We start from the raw sequence: 2,301 nt of genomic DNA, 5'->3' as shown, positions 1-2,301 counted from the left end.
TCGGCCTCGGCGAGGCGCCCGGCGGCCTCGTAGGCGTCCGCGAGCTGCGCCCGGACCGCGCCGTCCCCGGGGCGGGCGGCGCGGGCCCGCTCGAGCTCGGCGATGGCGTCGCCGGCGCGCCCGAGCCGCGAGAGCGCGAGCGCGCGGCGCAGGCGGAGGTCGGCGTCCTCCCCGAGCATGAGCGCGCGTCCGTAGGCGGCCTGGGCCCCCTCGTCGTCGCCGGTCAGCTCCGCGAGGCGGGCGCTCGCGAGATCCCAGCGGGCGTCGACGGTGCGGCGCCGGACGCCGGCGAGCACCTCCCGCGCCCGGTCGAGCTCGCGGCCGTCCGCGACGAGCAGCTCGGCGAGCTCGATCCGGACGTCGTCGCGGGCGGGCGCCGCCGCGAGCGCCTCCTCGAGCCGGAGCCGCGCCTTCGCGGGCTCGCCTGCCGCGCGCAGGGCGAGGGCCTCGGCGAGGAGCGCCTCCGAGCCGGGGACCGGCGCCGCGGGAGGCACCGCCCGCGGGGCGAGCGGCGCGGTCGGGAGGGGCGGCGCGGAGGCGCACGCGGCGAGCACGGCGCCGAGCGCGAGGAAGGGGGCGAGGGGCAGGCGCTTCACGCTGCCATATAACCACGGGGCGGCGCCGGTAATCCGGCCTGTGGCGCAGCGGCGCGGGAAGGGGTAAGTGGAGCGGCGTCCGATGACCGACCGCACGCAACGTGAGCTCGGCTGGCCCGAGATCCTCTCCGCCATCGCCGCGCGCTGCAGGCTGCCCGCCGGCCGGGCCCGCGCCCTCGACCTCCCCTTCCAGCCGACCGCCGACGCCGCGCGCGAGGCGCTCCTGCGGGTGGGAGAGGCGCGGCGCCTGTCGGAGCTCGGGCTCGCGCTGCCGCTCGGCGGAGTCGGCGACGTCGCCGGGCACCTCGAGCGGGCGAGCAAGGGGGGCGTCCTCGAGCCGCTGGCGCTGCGGGAGTGCGCCGCGCTCGCCCGCGCCGCCGCGCGGACGCGCGGGCTCCTCGAGGCGCGCGCGGCGGAGACCCCGCGCCTGTGGGCGATCGCGGAGCCGCTCTCGCCGTCGGCCGCGCTCGCGGACCGCGTCGAGCGCGCCATCGAGCCGTCGGGCGCGATCTCCGACCGGGCCAGCCCCGAGCTCGCCCAGGCCCGGGAGCGGGCGCGTGGCCTGCACCGCGCGCTCAAGGTCCACGTGGAGGCGCTCCTCGCCGACGCCGAGATGCAGCGCCACCTGCGCGACACCTACTTCACCATCCGCAACGAGCGCTACGTCCTGCCGGTGCTCGCGAGCGCGCGCTCCGCCGTCCCCGGCATCGTCCACAACGCCTCCCAGTCGGGCCAGACGCTCTTCGTCGAGCCGGACTCCATGGTCGAGCTCGGCAACGAGCTGTCGATCGCGAACGCCGTCGCGGCGGAGGAGGAGCAGCGCATCCTCCGCGAGCTCACCCAGGCGCTCATGGCCGGCTCGGGCGCGCTCGCGCGCGACCTCGAGCTCCTCGCCGCGCTCGACGTGCTCGAGGGCTCGGCGCTGCTCGCCTCCGACCTCGACGCGCACGCCCCCGAGGTGCTCGCGCCCGGCGCGGGGTTCGAGCTCCTCTCGCTGCGCCACCCGCTCCTCGTCCTGCAGGGCAAGAAGGTGGTGGCGAGCCACGTGCGGCTCGACCCGCCCGCCCGCGCCCTCATCGTGTCGGGCCCGAACGGCGGCGGGAAGACCGTCGCCATCACCGCGGTCGGCCTGTCCGCGCTCATGCTCCGCGCGGGCCTGCCGGTCGCCTCCGCCGCCGGCTCGCGGCTCCCCTTCTTCCTCGAGGTGAAGGCGGCCGTCGACGAGCGCGGGGATCTCACGAAGGACCTGTCCACCTTCACCGCGCACCTCGCCGCGGTGAAGGAGATGCTCGCCGGGGCGGTCCCGGGGTCGCTCATCCTGGTGGACGAGATCGCCGCCGACACCGATCCACGCGAGGGCGCGGCGCTCGCCGCGGCGATCCTGGAGTCGCTCGTCGAGCGCGGCGCGGCCGTGCTCGTCACGACGCACCTCGACGAGCTCAAGGCGCTCGCGCTCACCGACACGCACTACGCCAACGCGCGCGTCGGGTTCGACGCGGAGCGGCTCGCCCCCACCTACCAGCTCCACCTCGGCAGCCCGGGGAGCTCGTCCGCGATCGAGGTCGCCGCGCGGGTGGGGCTGCCCGGGCCCGTCGTGGAGCGGGCCCGCGCGGCGCTCACCGGCCAGGGCGGCGCGCTCGGCCAGGCGCTCCGCGCGCTCGACGACGAGCGGGCGCGGCTCGCCGAGGAGCGGCGCGCGTCCGAG

At 78.3% G+C, this 2,301-nt stretch carries 2 protein-coding genes; one reads left to right on the top strand and one right to left on the bottom strand.

The window, feature by feature from the left end; genetic code table 11:
• A partial coding sequence (locus MNZ39_RS23900) for a tetratricopeptide repeat protein (RefSeq protein ID WP_242341581.1) occupies window positions 1-596 on the bottom strand: 596 nt, incomplete at its 3' end.
• A gap of 82 nt (window positions 597-678) precedes the next feature.
• Here MNZ39_RS23900 and MNZ39_RS23895 point away from each other — a divergent pair.
• Window positions 679-2,301: endonuclease MutS2 (locus MNZ39_RS23895; protein ID WP_242341580.1), on the top strand; the 1,623-nt coding region annotated here is incomplete at its 3' end.

Origin of the sequence: Anaeromyxobacter sp. SG66, assembly GCF_022690805.1 — a bacterium.
In the GTDB taxonomy this organism is placed as follows: Bacteria; Myxococcota; Myxococcia; order Myxococcales; family Anaeromyxobacteraceae; genus Anaeromyxobacter; species Anaeromyxobacter soli.
This window is presented reverse-complemented; position numbering and strand designations above follow the sequence as displayed.